General features: G+C 52.6%; 25 protein-coding genes. 19 read left to right on the top strand and 6 right to left on the bottom strand.

The genetic code is table 11. The features are described from left to right. The first annotated feature begins 70 nt into the window (after positions 1-70). From ACYAR8_RS17550 to ACYAR8_RS17530, 5 genes are all read left to right on the top strand, one after another. Complete coding sequence (locus tag ACYAR8_RS17550) at positions 71-472, top strand: hypothetical protein (protein ID WP_463580541.1); 402 nt, start codon at positions 71-73, stop codon at positions 470-472. A gap of 55 nt (positions 473-527) precedes the next feature. Continuing rightward, positions 528-803, top strand: coding sequence for a DUF6966 domain-containing protein (locus ACYAR8_RS17545; protein WP_410928980.1), 276 nt, complete (start codon positions 528-530; stop codon positions 801-803). Between the two features lie 215 nt (positions 804-1,018). Then, complete coding sequence (locus ACYAR8_RS17540; RefSeq protein WP_463580540.1) at positions 1,019-1,945, top strand: hypothetical protein; 927 nt, start codon at positions 1,019-1,021, stop codon at positions 1,943-1,945. 321 nt (positions 1,946-2,266) lie between these two features. Continuing rightward, entirely contained in the window at positions 2,267-3,337 is a 1,071-nt protein-coding gene (gene tri1, locus ACYAR8_RS17535) for an ADP-ribosylarginine hydrolase Tri1 (RefSeq protein WP_463580539.1), read from the top strand. Between the two features lie 221 nt (positions 3,338-3,558). Then, positions 3,559-3,843, top strand: coding sequence for a hypothetical protein (locus tag ACYAR8_RS17530; RefSeq protein ID WP_463580538.1), 285 nt, complete (start codon positions 3,559-3,561; stop codon positions 3,841-3,843). 2 nt (positions 3,844-3,845) lie between these two features. Here ACYAR8_RS17530 and ACYAR8_RS17525 read toward each other — a convergent pair whose 3' ends face one another. After that, positions 3,846-4,316 (bottom strand): hypothetical protein, encoded by a 471-nt coding sequence (locus ACYAR8_RS17525; protein WP_463580537.1) that lies wholly within the window; start codon positions 4,314-4,316, stop codon positions 3,846-3,848. An 18-nt stretch (positions 4,317-4,334) separates the two neighbouring features. After that, the gene (locus ACYAR8_RS17520; RefSeq protein ID WP_463580536.1) at positions 4,335-4,877 is read right to left on the bottom strand and encodes a CbrC family protein; all 543 of its coding nucleotides are present in this window, start codon (positions 4,875-4,877) and stop codon (positions 4,335-4,337) included. Between the two features lie 389 nt (positions 4,878-5,266). On the opposite strand from ACYAR8_RS17520, the gene ACYAR8_RS17515 reads away from it, so the two are divergent. The 4 genes from ACYAR8_RS17515 (at position 5,267) to ACYAR8_RS17500 (ending at position 7,129) form a co-directional block, all read left to right on the top strand. Then, positions 5,267-5,797 (top strand): hypothetical protein, encoded by a 531-nt coding sequence (locus ACYAR8_RS17515; RefSeq protein WP_463580535.1) that lies wholly within the window; start codon positions 5,267-5,269, stop codon positions 5,795-5,797. A gap of 177 nt (positions 5,798-5,974) precedes the next feature. Then, a complete protein-coding gene (locus ACYAR8_RS17510) occupies positions 5,975-6,238 on the top strand; it encodes a hypothetical protein (protein ID WP_463580534.1) in 264 nt (87 codons plus the stop codon). 146 nt (positions 6,239-6,384) lie between these two features. Then, positions 6,385-6,684: a hypothetical protein gene (locus tag ACYAR8_RS17505; RefSeq protein WP_074887883.1), complete on the top strand. Its 300-nt coding sequence runs from the start codon at positions 6,385-6,387 to the stop codon at positions 6,682-6,684. Between the two features lie 127 nt (positions 6,685-6,811). Further along, the gene (locus ACYAR8_RS17500) at positions 6,812-7,129 is read left to right on the top strand and encodes a hypothetical protein (RefSeq protein ID WP_108122345.1); all 318 of its coding nucleotides are present in this window, start codon (positions 6,812-6,814) and stop codon (positions 7,127-7,129) included. A gap of 279 nt (positions 7,130-7,408) precedes the next feature. Here ACYAR8_RS17500 and ACYAR8_RS17495 read toward each other — a convergent pair whose 3' ends face one another. Further along, the gene (locus tag ACYAR8_RS17495) at positions 7,409-8,149 is read right to left on the bottom strand and encodes a hypothetical protein (protein WP_463580533.1); all 741 of its coding nucleotides are present in this window, start codon (positions 8,147-8,149) and stop codon (positions 7,409-7,411) included. Positions 8,150-8,470: 321 nt separating this feature from the next. On the opposite strand from ACYAR8_RS17495, the gene ACYAR8_RS17490 reads away from it, so the two are divergent. The 7 genes from ACYAR8_RS17490 to ACYAR8_RS17460 all read left to right on the top strand — a co-directional run bounded on the left by ACYAR8_RS17490 (position 8,471) and on the right by ACYAR8_RS17460 (position 12,042). Beyond that, a complete protein-coding gene (locus tag ACYAR8_RS17490; RefSeq protein WP_463580532.1) occupies positions 8,471-9,004 on the top strand; it encodes a hypothetical protein in 534 nt (177 codons plus the stop codon). A 279-nt stretch (positions 9,005-9,283) separates the two neighbouring features. Further along, on the top strand, positions 9,284-9,586 hold the full coding sequence (locus ACYAR8_RS17485) for a hypothetical protein (RefSeq protein ID WP_108122351.1): 303 nt from the start codon (positions 9,284-9,286) through the stop codon (positions 9,584-9,586). 62 nt (positions 9,587-9,648) lie between these two features. After that, on the top strand, positions 9,649-9,957 hold the full coding sequence (locus ACYAR8_RS17480) for a hypothetical protein (RefSeq protein ID WP_463580531.1): 309 nt from the start codon (positions 9,649-9,651) through the stop codon (positions 9,955-9,957). Between the two features lie 22 nt (positions 9,958-9,979). Then, positions 9,980-10,339 carry a hypothetical protein gene (locus ACYAR8_RS17475; protein ID WP_463580530.1) on the top strand — a complete coding sequence of 120 codons (360 nt, stop codon included), beginning with the start codon at positions 9,980-9,982 and terminating at the stop codon, positions 10,337-10,339. A gap of 184 nt (positions 10,340-10,523) precedes the next feature. Beyond that, positions 10,524-11,018, top strand: a complete 495-nt coding sequence (locus ACYAR8_RS17470) for a hypothetical protein (protein ID WP_463580529.1) — start codon at positions 10,524-10,526, stop codon at positions 11,016-11,018. Between the two features lie 45 nt (positions 11,019-11,063). Further along, entirely contained in the window at positions 11,064-11,573 is a 510-nt protein-coding gene (locus ACYAR8_RS17465; protein WP_463580528.1) for an SMI1/KNR4 family protein, read from the top strand. Between the two features lie 205 nt (positions 11,574-11,778). Further along, complete coding sequence (locus ACYAR8_RS17460; RefSeq protein WP_074887859.1) at positions 11,779-12,042, top strand: hypothetical protein; 264 nt, start codon at positions 11,779-11,781, stop codon at positions 12,040-12,042. A 419-nt stretch (positions 12,043-12,461) separates the two neighbouring features. Here ACYAR8_RS17460 and ACYAR8_RS17455 read toward each other — a convergent pair whose 3' ends face one another. From ACYAR8_RS17455 to ACYAR8_RS17445, 3 genes are all read right to left on the bottom strand, one after another. Continuing rightward, a complete protein-coding gene (locus ACYAR8_RS17455; protein ID WP_463580527.1) occupies positions 12,462-13,193 on the bottom strand; it encodes a hypothetical protein in 732 nt (243 codons plus the stop codon). A gap of 307 nt (positions 13,194-13,500) precedes the next feature. After that, a complete protein-coding gene (locus ACYAR8_RS17450) occupies positions 13,501-14,169 on the bottom strand; it encodes a hypothetical protein (RefSeq protein WP_463580526.1) in 669 nt (222 codons plus the stop codon). A 619-nt stretch (positions 14,170-14,788) separates the two neighbouring features. After that, positions 14,789-15,517, bottom strand: coding sequence for a hypothetical protein (locus tag ACYAR8_RS17445; RefSeq protein WP_463580525.1), 729 nt, complete (start codon positions 15,515-15,517; stop codon positions 14,789-14,791). A gap of 199 nt (positions 15,518-15,716) precedes the next feature. Between ACYAR8_RS17445 and ACYAR8_RS17440 the strand changes: the two genes are divergently transcribed. From ACYAR8_RS17440 to ACYAR8_RS17430, 3 genes are read left to right on the top strand one after another with little or no spacing between them, the layout of a single operon-like run. Beyond that, entirely contained in the window at positions 15,717-15,980 is a 264-nt protein-coding gene (locus ACYAR8_RS17440; protein WP_463580524.1) for a hypothetical protein, read from the top strand. Positions 15,981-16,011: 31 nt separating this feature from the next. Next, on the top strand, positions 16,012-16,350 hold the full coding sequence (locus ACYAR8_RS17435) for an immunity protein Tsi6 family protein (RefSeq protein WP_463580523.1): 339 nt from the start codon (positions 16,012-16,014) through the stop codon (positions 16,348-16,350). Positions 16,351-16,355: 5 nt separating this feature from the next. Further along, the gene (locus ACYAR8_RS17430) at positions 16,356-16,904 is read left to right on the top strand and encodes an HD domain-containing protein (RefSeq protein WP_463580522.1); all 549 of its coding nucleotides are present in this window, start codon (positions 16,356-16,358) and stop codon (positions 16,902-16,904) included. Positions 16,905-17,089 lie beyond the last annotated feature (185 nt).

Here is a 17,089-nt window from a genome sequence, read left to right as displayed (position 1 = left end):
TACAGACCTCCATGCAGAAAGATTTACGCCTGAATCACCAATCGTGTAAACGACAACAAGGAACGTTATTTTGACCCGCTTAATCCGATGCTTGATTGCCTCAGCGATAGCCTTCTGCGGCATAACACCGACCTACGCTCAGGACAGTGAGCAAGCGCTTGAAGCCGTGATTGCCGAGCAACAGAAACAGCTTCCCATCATGCTCGACCCTATGACCCGCATCGACAATATCAGCTATGCCGATCACACCGTGCTCTACAAGATCACGCTTTCTGTTTATGCAAATCGCCCAGGTGAACGGGTGTACTACGAGAGTTACCTGACTCAACAGATCCAGAAGGCGCTGTGCAGCCAGACTGCTTATTTGCTCATGCTAGCGCTGGGAAACAAGATCACTTACAGCTACTCCAGCAGCCAGGCCGAGCCTATTACTGAAATCACCTTCGGACCAGGGACTTGCCGGGAAACGTAGCCTGTAATCCCTGGTAGTTGAGTTGAGCTGGCGTAATCGGATCAGGGCCTCTGGGATGACAAACAGCATTTCGATAAGTGCGACGATGACCCGCATGTCCGCGTTGCTACGTGCCGGGAACAAAGACGGATGGGCTGAGCACCTTGATGATTATCGAGCAAATCTGCCTCACGACTATGATTTCGCACTCTCGCAAATAATCGGACTGTATGGAGGAATGGGGTCCCTGACCGACATCGTTTTGTACTGTAACGGACAGCCCTTGATCGACGAAAACAATGAGTTCGCCGAATTGCGCACCCGGTTATATGAGCTCTGCATGCAACATTAGCTGTCTCTGTCCCCCATCGCTGTCGCATCCGCCGCCGACCAGCAAGGTTGGGGAGCAGCTCAACAAAACAGCATGGGCACAGGAAGCGTTGATAGTCATCACGCCGGGCATGCCATGAATCCAGCTACACCGCTCCACTCTCTAGGAAAAGCACCACCTGCCCTGCCCCGCGCCTAAGGCCGCGCATCCATTCAAAGACAAGGACGCAAACACTCATGCAACCAAACAACTCCCACACTTCTCCCGACACCGGTGAGCTGATCGCAACGTTCCGCCAGGGCAAGGCCTTTTTGATTTTCGGCCTGATATTGGCCGTTGTATTTTTGGGCCTCGCCGCGTTCGTCTTCTATCTGTCCACGATTGTGCCGATGGGCGATCACGGCCCGGTGACTCTCCAGACGTCCCGCGGCATGACCCTCAATTTCTCAGGCGAACACAAACTGTTTAGTTTCACCATAGGCTTGTTGGCCACTATCGGGCTATGCCTATTGGGTACCACCGTTTGGCAAAAAAAGCTGCGTAGTACCCACTACGAAGTTTATGGAAACGGCATCGTGCGCATCACTAAAGACCAGCGCGACTACACGGCGTTTACCGAGATAGAGGACTTGTACCTGTTCAGCTCCGGGCAAACTGTATTGACCGGCCTGATCACAAACCTGGCCTATCGTCGTAATGCCTCAGAACCCTTTCATCGAGTGGTCGATACATTGAAAGGCTTCCAGGCATTTCAGGAACTGGTCCGTGATTTACACGTACGGGCGCGGCTGCCGGCCGTGGCCGAAGCGCTGGAGTCGGGCCGCTCGGTCACCTTCAACTGCATCAGTTCAAAGCAGGTCTGGGGCAAGCGAGTGACCGGCAACTTCCTCAAAGTCACTACGGCGCCGATTGTTGTGCACCGCGACTTCCTCGAGTACCAAGGCAACAAAGTGCCGATGTCGTCGTTGCGCACAGTGAATCTGGGCACTTGGACCGAAAACGTGGTGATCAAGGACGAGAACGGCAAGCCCGTTTTGTCGACCATCGCCACCGGCATTCTGAGCCATGACCTGTTCCTCAATACGCTCGATATCGTATTGGCGGTTGAAGAGCAGGCACGCGAGCCAGCCGCTAATGTCTTCGACTTGAACATCCAACGATGATCTATTGCGGCGCAGGCTGGATGACGTTGTTCACAACATTAGCGATGGTGCTGTCAATGATGTGGTTATGGCCGGATCCGAGCGTTAAGCCCGGCAATACATCGCTCATGCAATTCTTGCTAGCAGTGGGTATTGGGTCAGCCATCAACGTTGTCCTGGGCTTTGTGTTGAAAATGCTAGTTCGCGGCGTGCCGGGCAAAGATATCAAGTTTCTACTGAGTGGTCTGAGGCGCAAGTACTGTACAGGCCTGGAACATCTTTAAGACTTTAAACCGGATTGAAACAGGCTCAATTACTCATTTACTACTAGTAAGAGATCCCATGATCGACCTTCATAGCCCAACGCTGATCGTAACCGAGCACGCTCATCGATACGATCACTTGCAGCCGCCTTCCTACCCTTGTGATACAGGCAGCAGAGATTATGTCGAGGCTGAATGGGAGATGTCTAGACCCTCCACTCTGACCCACAGCCAATCCATTGACAGAGCGAAAGGAGCTCTGTTGGGGCTGGCTGTAGGAGATGCTGTAGGCACCACTCTTGAGTTTTTGCCACGCGATGCAAAGCAGGTAAAAGATATGGTAGGCGGCGGACCCTTTAACTTAAAGCCTGGGGACTGGACCGATGATACAAGCATGGCGTTGTGCTTAGCGGACACTTATCTGGCAAACGGCAGATTTGATTATATAGATTATCTAGATAGGCTCTGCCAGTGGTACAAACAGGGAAGGAACAGCGTAAATGGAGTTTGCTTTGACATCGGGAATGCAACTCGCAATGCACTCGAGGGTTGGCTAAGTCTGAGGCTGAAATGGATTGGGAATACCGAACCTAACACCGCAGGGAATGGCTCTATAATCAGACTGGCACCCGTTGCCATCTTTCGGCGGCATATGCTGTCATCCACTTGGCGAGAAGCCCAGACTCAAAGTCGCACCACCCACAGAGCTTTGGAAGCAGTGAACTGCTGTGAGTTCTTGAGCGCACTATTGCACTTGGCACTCAATGGCGCAGATAGGATAGAGATGTGCCAGCCTATGGTTCGTCCCCTTCTAGCGCGAGCAACCATCATCAATGCAGGTGAATACAAACAAAAAACCCGTGATCAGATCCGTTCTAGTGGCTACGCCATTGATACTTTGGAGGCAGCACTGTGGGCAGTGTGGAACACTGACAACTTTAAAGACGCAGTGTTGTTAGCTGCTAATCTTGCAGATGACGCTGACAGTGTAGCTGCAGTAGCCGGACAACTGGCTGGTGCCCTTTATGGCGCGTCCGGGATACCGGAAGAATGGGTATCAAAAGTCGCTTGGTCAGAGCATATCCAAAACCTAGCATTTCAGCTGCACGAGCAAGCACCTTATAAAGATCCATTTTATGAACTAGGTTAGTTAGTAACCCCTGCCTTGAGTCGCAACTGCTCCGTAAGCAGTGCGCAATAGCAGTTCTCTGATACGGAGATAAAGGACGAGAACGGCAAGCCCGTATTGTCGACCATCGCCACCGGTATCCTGAGCCATGACCTGTTGCTCAATGCGCTCGATGTCGTGTTGGCAGTTGAAAAGCAGGCACGCGAGCCAGCGTCTAATGTCTTCGAGATGAGCATCCAACGATGATCTATCGCGGCGCAGGCTGGGTGACTCTGTTAACACCATTGGCCATGGTGCTGTTACTGACGTGGTTATGGCCGGATCCCAGCGTTAAGCCCGGAAATACATCGCTCATGCAACTCTTGATGGGCTTGGGTATTGGTTCAGCCATCAACGTTGTGCTGGGCTTTGTGTTGAATCGCGAGCTTCACCCCGATGGCGTTCGCCACCACTTCTTTTTCATACCAATGCAGTGGCCGGCGCTGTTGATCATGCTGGCCTGCACAGTGATCGCTTTACTGAAATAGGCTCACCGGCCGCTCGGCAAGGGCGGTCGGGTTTCGACTTGTTCAAGGCTTACACGGTAAGTCGTGTAAGTGTCCCCGTCTTTCAGGTAAAGGTCGCTGCGGTAATCCGAGATAGCACCTTTCAGCTTGATATGCAGGCCGTTGGGGACACGCTGGATTTCCACGTCTTTCAAGTCAGTATCCGAGACCAGGAAGGGCGGGGTCTTGCCCAAATACACCTTCATGGTTTCGTCAGTCGATTCACGATGATCCATGTAGAACTTTAACCACTTGGGGTCTGAACGGTCCCTCGCCTCCTCCACGATATAAAGCCACTCCCCCGGTATGAAGTTTTGCTTCAGGACTATTTGCGGAGGAAGTTCAGGTTTGTGCACGTAGCCATAGGTGAGCGCCCCTGCAAGGCAGATCAGGAAGAAAATCGCGACGTACTTTTTAAGCCTGAGCTTGAGGGCTTGCCATTCGGTGTTATTCATAGACTTTAACGTTGGGCGTCAATGGTTGTCTTGATAAGCGCCTAGCGTGGCGCAGTGGCGACATTTGAAGAGGTAAGCCGTAGGGCCATGATCTTTATCCAACGCGGTGAGGAACGCTTGCCACTGAGGTCCCTCCTCCAACCCTGTTGAGTCCTGAACGGCGGCGATGGCTGCCGGCCCCATTTCAAGCAATTCTGTGTGGCCGGCCTTGCCAATGAATTCGGCCGCGTCGTTGCAGTGAGTGAACCAGCATTCTTGCTGCCAGCCATTAAAACCAGGCGTGCGCTGACAGACTTCGGCGATCTGCGCCTCGTTCAGCGTGTCGTCGCCATCCAGGCCGATACTTTCGTCATCCACAAACGTCGCGCCCAGACGCTGGTGCGCACTCCCGTCGGCAATGCACCAAGGGCAGATGCAGTTTTCGTACTCATCAACGGCGTATACCGGCCCCACGTAGATGTAGCCGCGCGCCTGGTTGCAGCTCACGCAAGTGTCGGAAGAGGATTGAACCGAACCGGTACCGACGGGATCGGGATGGTAGATAAAGCGGGGCAGTGTCATAAACGCATCCTTGGTGATTGCTTAATCGCATTCTTACACGCTAATTGAATCGAGCAAAAAAATGGCGGATTGCTCATCCAGGTGACCATAAATCGGCACATCTCCATGGCGATCAGCGAACACGCGCTTGGCTTGGAAACACAGCTGCGTGAGGAGCAAATTCACCATAGCTAATATCTAGCTTCAAGCTGAGGAGCTCATCCTACCCGGCCGGTACGCATCACCGGTATGCTAGCGGGAGTATGGTCACGTGCCCCGGGTAGGCCTTGGGCCCTGGAAACGAAAGGATTAACCATGCCAGATGCCACCCCCGCTATGAACCGCAGGGAAACCGCCAACAAAAAAGAGGTGGCCATCCGTGCAATTGACTGCGCAAGGACGTGAACCCAATGACAGATAACCTGGACAATGTGTTGCTGATCGCGCTAGCGGACGGCGCACTCGACAAATTTATCGTCGGCGAGCCTTTCTATTTTCAAGAAGCCAAGGTAGACACCCAAGAACCACAAAACGTGATGGCTGCCTTCAACTTGGTACTCGACTATTGGATGAGGACTAAAGATGAAACGTTTCCCGGCGAATTTGCAGCAGCAATGTTCAAAGCGCTGGAATCCTATCCAGACAAAAATCGAGCGATTTATGCTGTATCCGACTGGATCCAGCATTACTACTATTGCACAACCCAAAAAAAGGCAAATCCAAATGGCAAGTATGGTGAGCTTTTTGAAATGGATACAGCCGGCGTCGCCGGTGCGCTCAAGCACGAACTTGAGGTCAATAAAGCTGACTTGATTACCGATACGAGGTGGGCAGGCGAGTCCTGGAACAGTAGGCAAGGTCTGTGGGAGCCGTTGATGCGCGAGGCGCTAGGCGTGCGGGATAAGTTTGAAGGTCCAGACTTCGTGCCTGATAATCTTTAGCGGGACCTTCGCTCGTGGTACTTTCGCTAAAAGCTTTCACGAAAGCACGCAGGTTTCGTGGAAGCTGATTTTAACTTCACGAGTTTTAAGCTTAGTTGAAATCTTTCACGCCATTATTGATGCCGGCAAATTATCCGCGGATCAATTTATGACCACTCTACTACCGAAAAGAATCTTATGAAATTTATAGACACTTACTTTAATCGCGAGGAGCGCTTTTCCCTAGGTGTTGAGGAGTCCTCGGGGAAGTTTTATGCTTCAATTCCGGTAACTAACGGCATGACTGACTATGAAGAATATTACGAGATTAGCCATGCACAGCTGGAACTATTTAAAAAGGACCTTAACGCTGCATTAGCGTTTGTCACGAAATGTCGAAACCGACAACTAGACGAGTTGCTTATCCAAAAGCCTGGAGATGTGAGAGGTTCGCCTGAATGACACTCCCAAGCCAAACATAGTGATGGCAGCAGCTGCTGGAAATGGATAACATCCGGTACCCAGCAGCACGGCGCGGCGTGGTACTTTATTCCAAATCGCGGAGATTGGTCATCCGTCAAACCTATAGGCTCAATCGGGAATTAACCATGAACATTCCAAGACTCAAAGAGCTAGCCATTGCCCTTGAATACCAGCTGTTGATACATTCCAAGATAGATCCTGAAGCCGTGGCTCTTCATGCTGACTTGAAGCCATTATTGATACAAGCAAAAGCTGGCACCCTCACGAACCCGCTTGAAGTGCGAGACGTGCCGGGACGTTATCGCTTTACAGAGAGAAACCTCCAGCAATATCGCGACCTGGAAAATGCATTCGCGGATTTTTCGATTGAGGCAAGAGGAGGAGAGACGCCAGCTTTGAAGTGGCTTCGAGAACAGATGAAGTGACAACCTGCATTCAACCGATACGTGCTAGCTTCAGCTGCACCCTTCGCTTGTCTCCCTTAAAACTACGCGCATGAACGTAAACGTGCTCTGCCCCCGGGCGGGCACCAGAGATCGCAGGAAATTAGCGATGAATATCACCAAACTAAGAAGCACTGCCTTAAAGCTACAACATCAGCTCGATGAATACTCAGAGATAGATCCCGAAGCTGCTGCCCTCTGTTCCGATTTAAAGCCGTTATTAGAGCTGGCAAAAGCGGGCAACCTATCCGAACCCATTCAGATAGGAGCAGTACCTGGCCACTATCGGTTTACCGAGAAAAATCTTCAGCGGTACGGCGAGCTTGAAGACACGTACGCGGATTTTTCGATCGAGGTGACGGGCGGCGAACCACTGTCGCTGAGCCTATGGATCGAATCCAGGAATAATGGGCAGAACGGTGAGTAAATGCTATCTCGACTGTTCTCGCCACTATGCGCGCGCGCGTGGCAACCACGTCGATCAGCGCCACTAGGTCAATACATAGCCATAATCGAAGCCAGGGCCTTAAATGCCCTACCCGGTATCAACGGCTGCAGAGGGACAGTAAGGAAAGCAGGTTTGCTTCTGTTTCGCTTGGGCCAATGCGTGTACGCCTCAGCGGCGCCCCTTTCTGCCTCCACGTTGTGCTGGGCTTTGTCTTGAGTCGAGAGCCTCACCCCGACGGCGTTCGCCGTATTCATGGATTCAGCTGTAATCGAAAGTAAACAAAACCAAGCGCTCAATTGGCTCGTAGAACATGACGATCAGGTCTGCGCCGGCCGTTCGGTAATGCCAGCCCGGAACGCTCGCCACGTGGAAAAACCGTTTGCCCGCAGGACTCAGCGGATAGACATTCGTGTCGCCGCGGTCTGCATCGATCTCAACGATCTGCATCGGAAACTCGACCGTTTCCACCCAGTTCGCGACCCCATCGACTTCACCGCCCAACTGCGAGACGAACTCGACCGGATAAAGCGGGTCGCCCTGCTCGCGCGCCAGCACCCCGCTGGTGTTAAAGCGCTCGACGGTACTGATAAACGCACTGTGCTGTTCAGCGTAGTGCTGCTCCAAATCTGCTCTCGCGCCTGGATGAGGGTCCGCCAGGTGCGCGTTACCCTCATGCAGAAAAAAATAGCGCGGGTCGCCGCACAAGCGGTAACGCCCGTGCTCGACCGCGAAGCCGATCCAGTTGGTTTTCAGCAAATCACCGTGGTACCCGTCCCACTCGGTCAGCTCGCCAACAAGGCTCTCGTAGGGCTCCAGCGGGCTGAGCATGTGCAGCACGCCCGACCACTCGGGATTTACGGTGCTGATATCAACGCTGAACAAAGGGTGCAGATGGTTGGCCAGCTCCAGTTGATCGGCGACAAACACGTTTTCAATCGGAGGGAACGGCGTCAGGCCGGCGGGGACTTTGGTGAAGTCGAAGGTGTGATCGTTGGTCATCAGAAGTTCTTCCTTGTGGGTCACATGGGTCGAGGGCTTTGACTTAGCGAACACGCGGCTGGCTTTTGCACCATAGCTACGTGCGCAGCAATTCCATACGAACAATAACGGGCTTCACGCTGTGGCGCTCATCCTACACGGCCGGTACGCATCACCGGTATGCTAGCGGGAGTATGGTCACGTGCCCCGGGTAGGCCTTGGGCCCTGGAAACGAAAGGATTAATCATGCCAGATGCCACCCCCGCTATGAACCGCAGGGAAACCGCCAACAAAAAAAGAGGTGGCCATCCGTGCAATTGACTGCGCAAGGACGTGAACCCAATGACAGATAACCTGGACAATGTGCTACTTGTCGCGCTAGCAGACGACGCACTCGACAAATTTATAGTCGGTGAGCCTTTCTACTTTGTAGAGGCTAAGACAGATACAAAAGAACCACAAAATGTGAGAGATGCCTTCGACTTATTAGTGCTCGACTATTGGACAAAAACCAAGAATGAAACCTTTGCGGTCAAATTTGCAACAGCAATGTTGAAGGCTCTGGACACCTACCCAGACAAAAATCGAGCGATTTATGCTGTATCTTACTGGATCCAGTATTACCAATATTGCCTCATCCAAAAGAAGTCAAATCCAAACGGCAAGTATGGTGCCCTTTTTGAAATGGATACAGCTGGCATCGCAAGAGCGTTCAAGCATGAACTTGAGGCCAACAAAGCTGAATTGATTAATGATACGCGGTGGGCAGGCGAGTCGTGGAACAGTAAGCAAGGTCTCTGGGAACCATTGATGCGCATGGCGTTAGGCGTTCGGGATAAGTTTGAAGGTCCCGACTTCGTGCCTGATAATTTCTAGCGGGACGTTCGTCTATTGGCATTTGCGCCGATTCGAAGCGTGTTTCCATGAATCCGCATCACCCTCAGATCACAGCCTGCGGACTGCGGCCCGAACGCCACGAAGTTTCGGTTACCCAAACATCAGCAGAGCCGTGGCAGTCTCAGCTTCAACACCACTTGAGCAGCGACGCCTGGCGCATGACTAAAATCCCGTTTAGACCGGCAACTTGCCACAGAGCGCTGACCAGCAGGGTCAGGTTTTGTAATGCGCAGGAAGGCAGTTTGGAAGAGAGCCGCGATGAATAAAAACAAACTCCAGGCATCGGCGCGTGAGCTGCAGCGCACGCTAGATAAATACGCAGTCGTTGACCCTGCCGCAGCGTTACTATCGGGTTCGCTTCAGGACCTTATCGAGAGGGCCGAGCGATGCAGCATTCTTCAGGCGGTGGAAATCGGAGATATCCCAGGCTACAGGCTGCTCTCGGAGACCCATCTCCAAGGCTACAGTGATTTGTCCGAAGCATACGCTGCGTTCTACATTGAGCTTACCGGCGGCGAGTCCGCCGCTCTCAAAGCCTTCAAAGCGAGACGCGGCAAGTAACACGCTCGAACGCACTATCTACAAAGGATTTGCACGCACAGCTGCATGCGAAGGAACTCGCCATGAGTAACAACAAACTTCACGCGGCAGCACTCAACCTAGAAACCGAGCTCAAGGCGTATGCCGAGCTCGATGCTGAGGCAGCGGAGCTATACGCTGACCTGAAGCCCCTGCTAAACCTCGTGATGGAAGGTTTGATTACCACGCCTTGGGAGTGGGGCCAGATTCCGGGGCGATACAGGTTCAGCGAACGAGGCCTCCAGGCGTACGAAGCGCTTGAGCAGGCGTTTGCAACTTTCTGCATTGAGCTCACGGGAGGAGAAACGCCGGCCCTGAAATGGATGCGTGAATTCATGTCTCAAAACAACTAGGCGCTGATGGCGTTCGGTTGGCTTGAGCAACGCCCGCTCTCCTCAACCGGCGCCCGTCACCGGCATGCTGCCGGCAGTTTTGGTCACGTGGGCCGGGGAGCTTCTGAATCTTGAAAACGGAAGAAAAGTCATGCAGGACGCCACCAAGATGAACCGCAGAGAAACTGCCAAACAAAAAATAGAAGCGGCCCTTCGTGCAATTGACTGCGTACTGACTGAGCGGCCGCAGGCGATTTTTGAGATCACCACCGAGGATCAACTCATTCGCTTCAAAGCAGTACTACTGAAGGCTTTACACCTGATTTCCCGAGGCGAGATTCCGGAACTGATCAGCCATCGTAAGCTCGGGATGGCTAGAGTCATTACGGATCAGTGGCCTTAGAACCTGTCACTGGGTCTTATCATAATCGAAGCCGAACACGCCTTCGAAGCGACCTAACTGATGTAGTCTCCATCCAATTAAGCAGCCCGCGCAGACCACGCCGTGAATCACCCTCGTTCACGCGCCACACGCTCACGATGGAGAACTGAATGGACAAGGAACCTGCCAACGACTTGAGCTTGCATTGCATCACGATGAATTCGACAGATTCCTCGCAGGCGAGCCCTTTTATTTTCTCGAGACCAAAGACGACAACGCCGACCCTCAGAATGTTGTCGTAGCTTTCGATCGGCTGTTCATGCCGCAATTTAACGCCCGTAACGCTTCATTCTCAGGGAGTTTTGTTCAGGCTTTGCTGAAACTGCTCAACCATTATCCAGATCAAAATCGGGCGATCTATATGGCTCAAAGCTGGATCTGGTGCTACTGCTACTGCCTCGCGAATAAAGAAGCGCAGCCAGACGGGCCATATGCAGCGCTGCCCAAGATTGATTTGAGTGCCGTCTCAGATATCCTCAAACGACGCTTGGTCGAACGCAGGGCTGAGTTGACCGCCGACCAACGTTGGGCAGGCGCTGCCTGGAACAGCGAGTCAGGCTTGTGGGATCCCTTGGTGCGCACAGCACACCACGTCCGGGACAAGCTTAACGGCCCTGACTCCGTTCCTGATGGAGCATAATCATTTGAAGGATTGGCACTGGGTCATCGGGTCAGGAGCGGCAACATGAGAGCAATCAGCAAAAGAATGTCTGAGGTACTCGGTGCTCATTGCGCAAACCCAACCTCTCGCCAGATTGACGAACCCCTGCGGGAGGGATGTGTCATTGAGATTGAGGATCTATTGCTGGATCTCACCACCGATCTAGGCGGAGCAGTCGTCTTCGCCCGAGGTGCCCAGTGCGTGAGCCAGACCGGGACCTACGACCTGGACATCATCTATGGCCTATCAGCCGACGGATACAACATCTTCCACAGGAACAACATGTATTCCGGACGAATCCCCGACAAGACCTATACATTCGGGGAGTCGCCGACGGGCGACCAGTTTTGCATCGATAAATCAACTGGAGCCGTTCACTACTGGGTACATGACGCAGCGAATGAAGACCGGGGATATGTTTTGATTTCGTCCAGCCTTGAAGATTTCCTCAACCGGTTAGCGCCAGACGGGGCAAGCGATAGCGAAGCGTTGGAAAAGAGCAAAAAGATCATCAGCATCGATTTGTCCTTCTGAGATATCACTCTTTAGGGCGGTTCTCCCAGGTGGCATGGCGAGCGCGAACGAACTGATTTTTCGCGGACCGGGAAAGTGACATCGGTGATCTGTCCATCGCGATGCCTGCCGCGCTTCTGCACAACGTGATGGAGGACACCTGCCGGCATAAATAAGAGGTATCCGCGCCTCGAATTTTAAAGACTGATCTATCGCAGAGGATCTTATGAAATTTACAGATATTTACTTCAATCGCGAAAAGCGCTTCTCACTAGGAATAGAGGAATCTTCAGGAAAGTTCTATGCTTCATTTCCGGTGAGAAATGACATGATTGAGTATGAAGAATATTACGAAATTGATCGCGCGCAGCTTGATCTATTCCAAAGTGATCTGAATGCCGCACTGACGTTCGTTACCAAATGCCGCAACAGACAGCTGGACGAGTTGCTCATACAGAAGCCCGGAACTAGACGAGGGGTAGCTAATTAACTCGCCGAATCAATTCACGAATATGGCAGCGTCTTGAGGACTGGAAATTCTCAGCACTGAGGCTACTTTGTCCCAAGTTTTTTACGATGCCAACGACAAAGGTGGTCGAGGCTCATGTGTAAATCATCCCTAAAGGTGACATAGCCATGGCCACTCGTGAACTTGGCCCCACATCAGATACACATTTAGTGATCTACCCTACCGCGGCGGCGCCGCAGGTTCAGGGTCAAGGTCTTCATGAGGATTCACCAGATCCAGAGGGCACTACAGAGCCAGACGGCCTACTAGCTACGTCAAGTGGGGAACAAAATCACCTATAGTTACTCCAGCATTCTGGTAGAGCCGATTGCCGGAATCCCGTTTGTACCGGATACCTGCCGAAGGTATTGGGAAATACGGGCTACCATACCCCGAATGGCTTAGGCGTCCGTCGAGGCGCACCTAGAGGCAACCCAGGTGAAAAATCTACTGATCCACCACCGACCGCGCGCTTCGCGGATGCCGTCGATTTCCATAAACGTGTAGCGCACTGATGTGGTTTTTTCTTTTATGCTCAACGTGCGCAGCGCTCTAACTGAATGACGCAGGTGGTAAAGAATCACTAAAGCGCAGGTCGTCAGGACGACCGCACCAACAACTCCCGCTGCGGGTACCCCAAAGATTTTGACGAAGATACTCGCGACTAATGTGGAAGCACCAGCCAACAATGCAGCCGGATACCTTGCTGACTTACTCTGACTAATTCTCGGCACTACCTTTACCTTGTTTCCACTGTATTCAAACGGATGAAACGACGGTTTTGTGCGCGCGATTATAAAATAAGTCAAAAATACTAAAGCCACGGGTAACAATCCTGCAATGAATGCCTCGGCACTTGCCAAGCCCCATACGTCGGCGGCGGAAGAAAACGCAACACTGCTTGCCAGCACGATCAGAAAACTCTGCACACTTGCTAAGACCGACCACAAATAAAATGTAAACCTCTCGCAAAAATAGATCAGGTAAAGAAACCAGCTAAGCTTCAAGATAAAAACAAATAAGTAGACACACCAGAAGAACGGTACAACAGAGAGCCCTAAAACCATAGCGAACACGAGCACACTGAAACAGACCCAAGCACCACGCTTAAGATAATCGGAGCCCAAAATCATCAGCCATCACCCTTTTCAACGCTTCAACGCATTCTTTATCTGTTTGCTTCAACCCTATGGATCAACAAATGTTCCAACCCAATCCATACCTCCCAAGCAACGACTGATTTGTTAGAGGTCCTGCGTCCGTCGCCAGCGCGCCATTGGGCAGTTTCGGATTGGCAGAGCCTAGACTCGATCAGCCGTACGCTCTGCGGCACGAGAAACGCTGCGAGGTTCATGATCATGTAAATCTCCTTTACCCCTTAAGCGAGCACGCGAAGAGACAATTCAGCGTGCGCAGAATCACCTAAAGTCACGCACCTGGTCACTGGTGCCTGGAACTAACCCACTTGAACAACCTACTGATCCACCAGCGGCTGCGCGCTTCACGGATCTCGTCGATTCGCTTGAAGGTGAATGGAGCTGCCATGGACTTCTCCCGAGAACGGAGGGTGCGCAGGCCGCTAATCGCATCCCGCTCATAAAGCATAAGGGCAACACAGCCAAAAAAGACGCCCAACACCGCGACGGCGCTAGACGTGAGCGATGACACAGAGTTAATCAAAAGAGCTGATACCACGGTGCCGATACCTGCAATAAGACCGGGACCGTAATCACTGCTTCGGATAGCGACACGTGAAACCTTGTTTCCATCGGTTTGAAAAGGAAAACTCTTTCGAGGAAAAAAATAGACAAATGCGTAAATCAAGGCCATCAATGCCACGAGCCCTATATTTGCAATGGCGGCTTGGGATCTCGAAGCGTGCAAATCTACGACAAGCGCGACATGGGCTAGACCCGCCGCAGCGACGCCAAATGAGAATACAAATGAGGAAAACATGCCGAGTGTGAAAGAGGTGAAACCTTCACACCAGTAAATCATATAGAGCGTATATAAAAACAATAAGGCCACGAAACCGAAATATAGCCAAGTACATTCAGGAAAGTTAGCAGGCCCAAACGCACCTGCGCCCACGACAAACAGAAAGGTCAATAGGGGACCTCGTTTGATTGTACGCGGGTCTGGATCATACATCGTATTCATTGAACCAGATAACTCCAATCCGCACATTAATGATGAATTCCCGGTCGCTCTATCAACGCTTGTAGCGAACGATCGCTTTTCGAATAAAAAAATTGCAATCGGCGGCAACTGTCCCCGTAGTTGAATTCCAAGCCTTGCAACAGGCTGCGAAAAGTATTCAGGAAGTCGGACCTCTCATATCTTCGCAGCGCCTAAACTGCGAAGGAGGTCACAGTCTCAGAATCGTTACAGGCGTCACCGCGAGAAAGGAGACACTTTTGAGCATCTCCCTGTCAACCCGGTGAGTCGATTTTGCGCAGCGTTGAGTATCGTGCTTGGGAGTTCCAGCAGTCCGCCTCGTCGCAGGAAGACTGCGCAGCCAAACGGTCTCTGGTTTGTCGAAATGTGTTAGACGCGCACCCATCGGCAAATGGGCAGTGGCTTCTGCCCTGCAACTGCCTTCCGGTTCCATCCCGCCGGACTATCGGATGACGTCAACCGACACCGCGCCGTTTCCGTCGCTATAACCGTTCACAAATCAGCGACGCGAGATACCCACCAAACCAAGTCGAGACGAATCATCGAGCAATCAGTCATCCTGCGACGCCCTCCAAGACGCGATCAACGCAAACAATCTGCCCAAATACCAACGCCTCCGCGCTTCGCGGATTTGGTCAATTTGCATGAACGTGTAGGGCGTAGGCATTGATTGTTCTTGAAGGCGGAGCGCGCGTAGCCCCCTGATGATGTGCCGAGCGTGAAACAACGCGGCGATGCAAAACGCCTGCAGTCCAACCATAGCGACCATTGCACCAGTTAAATGGCCGAGTGAATTTATAGTAATACTTGCCGCCAAGGTTGTAGCTCCGGCAACTAACACGGGATTATACGAGGCAGGTGATCGCTGCCTATCCTGATACCTCGGCTGGACTTTTAGCCCGTTATATTCGAACGGATGAAAGGATGGTCTACCTCTGGCCAGTACATAGTAGGTCAGCAGCGTGATACCGACCGGGGCGCACCCTAGCAATAAGGGCAAAAGACCCTCTTTGCCCCAGATGCTTCCTGCAGCGACATACGCGACCGAGCAGACTGGTAAACAAAACGCGCCTAAAAACGCCACCACCAGCGAGAGCATATAAACGGTAAATCTCTCACAGAAATAAACCAGGTAGAGAGTCCACAGAATCGCCAGCAGCGCCACCACGAGGTACAGATGCCAGAAATATTCAAGATTTGATGGACCTAGGGCCATCATGGATAAAAGGAATGTTAGCAATGTGCAACTGACCTTCTTGAGATTATGCGCATCAATCATTACCGTTCCCTAGCCCATAAGCACATACATTCATCGTCGATCACTGACGGTTGACCAGACAAAAACTCGACCTCATTCGCACCGCCTTGCTCAACGACAACCAACCTGTGTAAAGCTTTGCGCAGCGAGCTTTACCAGATATTGCATAATGCGGCAGCGCTAAAGCTGCTTTAGCAAGCAAACTGGAGCCCTACGAACGATGACATTCAGCAACACTTACGTAAACTGCGAAGAAATGTTCTCCCTGGGAGTCGAAGAAACCTCAGGCCAGTTCTACGTATCCTTCCCCGTAAGCAGCGGCTTTGTGGACTACGCAGAATATTACGCAATAGACCAACAAATGTTCGAACGCTTCCAGCACGATCTCGCCTCAGCGGTTCAATTCGTCAACCGCTGCCGCCGGCGAGAGCTGGACGAATTATTAATGCAGAAGCCAGGTTCGAACCGAGGCAGCGCGATCTAGCAAACGCGGCCGCATGACAGGGAACGACGAATTGAAAAAAGCCATCGACTACATCGGCGAAGCTATTGCGATCACCCGCCTGACGGAGGCATCGTGCCCAGCGTTCCCCCTTTATTCGAGCTCACTGATCCAACTCGACTTCATCAGAAACATTCTGCTTGGCACCGAAAAAGACAAGAGCCGCCTGCACAAATTGACCATTGGCGCGTGGGGCGGGAAGGAGTTCGAGGAGACGGATCCGGAGCTCGCCCATGCACTCGGCATCGCCTACTACATCGGCATCCAGATCGGTCGCGGTTTAAAAATCAAGCTACCCGACGGCCAGCCTTTGGAAAGCCTTCACCGCCCATCTCCCCCATCTCAGGAGTGAATTGATTGACGTGCACCGACCTGCAGCATCTCTACAACAAAGCCTGGCTGTTCGCTTCTCACGCCCACGTCGGGCAGATGATGAAGGGGTCAGATCTGCCGTATACCACCCATGTCGCGATGGTCGCCAACGAGCTGATTTTCGCGGACCGGGAAAGTGACATCGGTGATCTCTCCATCGCGATGCCTGCCGCGCTTCTGCACGACGTGATCGAGGACACCGCGATCTCGGAGGAGGCATTGGCTGAAGTGTTCGGCGCCGCTGTCGCATCGACCGTCGCCTGCCTGAGCAAGAACCTGATCGTGCCCTTCTCGGATGAGCGCTATTTCCAGGCAATCGCCGCGCATTCCCGGGAAGCGGCGGCCATCAAATTGTGCGACCGGATCACCAATCTCCAGTCCGCGCCATCGACGTGGTCTCTGGAAAAGCGCGCGTCCTATCACGAGGAATCTGCGCAGATCCTGGCGGCGCTTGGGCATACCAATGAGTATCTGAATCGCCGGCTCACGGATGCCATGGCGCGGTACAAGTCTTTATACGTTGATGGGCAGTGAGGGAGTCCGAGGTCCTCATCGCGAGCAACCTCTCACAGTTCTTGCGTCCAATGCGCCTCTTAGGTGTCACCTGATCCCCTGTAGGAGCGGGGGGGGGGGGGGGGGGGGGCGGGGGGGGTCTGGGGGGGGGGGAAAGGCACCCAGAGAGAGAGGGGGGGCCGGCGCGCACGAGGCACGGAGGGTGA

It is taken from the genome of Pseudomonas sp. HP_01, assembly GCF_055284355.1.
This window is presented reverse-complemented; position numbering and strand designations above follow the sequence as displayed.